This window comes from Shigella sp. FC1967 (genome assembly GCF_001743005.1).
Classification (GTDB): domain Bacteria; phylum Pseudomonadota; class Gammaproteobacteria; order Enterobacterales; family Enterobacteriaceae; genus Proteus.
This window is the reverse complement of record NZ_MIIZ01000915.1, coordinates 1-1,952: the sequence shown is the minus strand read 5'-3', so window position 1 is coordinate 1,952 and position 1,952 is coordinate 1. Positions and strand designations below refer to the sequence as shown.

At 33.6% G+C, this 1,952-nt stretch carries 2 protein-coding genes and 1 pseudogene; all 3 read right to left on the bottom strand.

Going from position 1 to position 1,952, the window contains the following annotated elements; all coding sequences use genetic code 11:
* Positions 1–349: 349 nt before the first annotated feature.
* The gene (locus tag BHE89_RS26120) at positions 350–940 is read right to left on the bottom strand and encodes a glycosyltransferase family protein (RefSeq protein WP_286146218.1); all 591 of its coding nucleotides are present in this window, start codon (positions 938–940) and stop codon (positions 350–352) included.
* Between the two features lie 14 nt (positions 941–954).
* Entirely contained in the window at positions 955–1,581 is a 627-nt protein-coding gene (locus tag BHE89_RS26115; RefSeq protein ID WP_286146217.1) for a phospholipid carrier-dependent glycosyltransferase, read from the bottom strand.
* Positions 1,550–1,952 (bottom strand): annotated as a pseudogene (locus BHE89_RS26110) (hypothetical protein); the annotation flags it as partial. The pseudogene BHE89_RS26110 and the gene BHE89_RS26115, both read right to left, overlap by 32 nt.

The following is a 1,952-nucleotide window of genomic DNA, read 5'->3' as shown; positions in this document are numbered from 1 at the left end:
CTAATAAAACATTCTGTTAGGAAAATCAGCATAAATTACCCCCCATTCATAAGTACATTTAGTTTGGGCGGGGGTTCTGATAAAGTAAAGTGACTTGTCATATAGTGCTTAGCTAACTCCGATTTAATGGACACATTTTAAACCTACCATTAAAACTAAAAAGAGCAAAATATATTTCTCAACAAAATCCATTTTTTAGGCTTTGATCACATAAAAACAACACAAAAAATCAAATCCATGTCATTTTAAAGCTGGAGTTAAATTTATTTTATTTTTATAACAGTCTTTTAAAAAATAGTACTTTAAAATCATTTAATTAAAGAAAACAAATGTTAAGTCACCCTGTTTTTCAACAATAGGTTTTCTCTTTAATTGACTGATAATAGATAATATTTCTTTTCGTCTCTGGTCGGACTAAAACAATCGCAATCCCTTGATAATTATTCTCTTCAATTAAGTTAACTAACTGCTTAAGATCATAATATTTATTTTGCACATCAGGATATGCCAAACCATAAGCAAGCTCCCCTTTCGTCTCTGTTAAACGAATATCAGTGCGTTTTAAACTCCATGCTAAAGATGTTCCGATCCCGACTTCATCTGTTAAAATATAAGGTTTATCTGCAAGCTCACTATAATAGTGGTTAATTACCTTTTCTGGGGTGTTTCTACTTTCTACTTTATGAGGAATAGCATACCCAATTACTAGACTTAACCCTATCGAACAAAATAAAGTCAGTAAACGAGTGGGTTTAAAAAATGACGCGATCCCCATCACACTCCAACATAAGAACCCCATAATACCCAGCAATGCTTTATATTTTTCCGTTGTTTCATATAACATAAATCGTGTAGAAAAAAGCGAGTAAACAATAATAGAGATACCTACAAGCCCAAAAACCGTATTGATAATCGCATTAATATTATGAGTTTTTTTCATTTTTGTTTGTTTTTTTAGCTCTTTCCATTATAATGAGCAATCAAAATAGAAAGTGGCACAAAACAAGGTAACATATAGGTTAATAACTTACCGCTGGAGGCAGAAAAGAAAGCAAAAAATAGGAATAACCAAAACGAGAAATAAAGAGTTCCCTTTTTCAAGAGAATTGCTGATTTAAGAGCCCCAAATAAGAACCCTAACCAAGGTAAAATACCGAAAATAACAATAGGCAAATAAAACCACATAGGTTGTGATCTTGCCGTTCCTTTTTCAACAAAGCGTTGTACATGCTCAATCCAAAAGAAGTAGTGCCAATAATCAGGAGCTTGAAGTGCAACTGAAATCACCCATGGACCCGCAATAATAAGCATAGAGATAAGCGCTATTGGTGCATAACAAAGGACTTCTTTAAAACGAGATAAACTAATTGCGGTTACAAAAAATACTAATGCAGGTAATACAACAGCAATAAAACCTTTAGTTAAAAAACCTAATCCACAGAAAACACCGACTAAAATATAAGCACTAATTTTTGACTTTTTATCTTGGGCAGATAATCCACTTAAAAAGTAATACATCGCAATAGTGACAAACATTGTTACGATAGGATCAAGAATATTGTAGGTACCAATAGCTAACACAAGAAATGAGGATAAAAAAAACCACCAGTGCATTAAACGCTAAAGTACGCTTATGCCAAACTAGCATAGCAGCACGATAAACAAATAAGCCGGTAAGTAAGGTTGAAGTCACAACGACGACACGAACAGAAAAATTACCGCTCCCAAATAACCATTGTGCAATACTGTTTAACCAATATCCCAATACTGGCTTTTCAAAATAGCGAATATCCAGCATGTAAGGTACAGACCAATTGCCTGATAAAAGCATTTCTCGGCTAATTTCGGCATAACAATATCCCAATACTGGCTTTTCAAAATAGCGAATATCCAGCATGTAAGGTACAGACCAATTGCCTGATAAAAGCATTTCTCGGCTAATTTCGGCATAA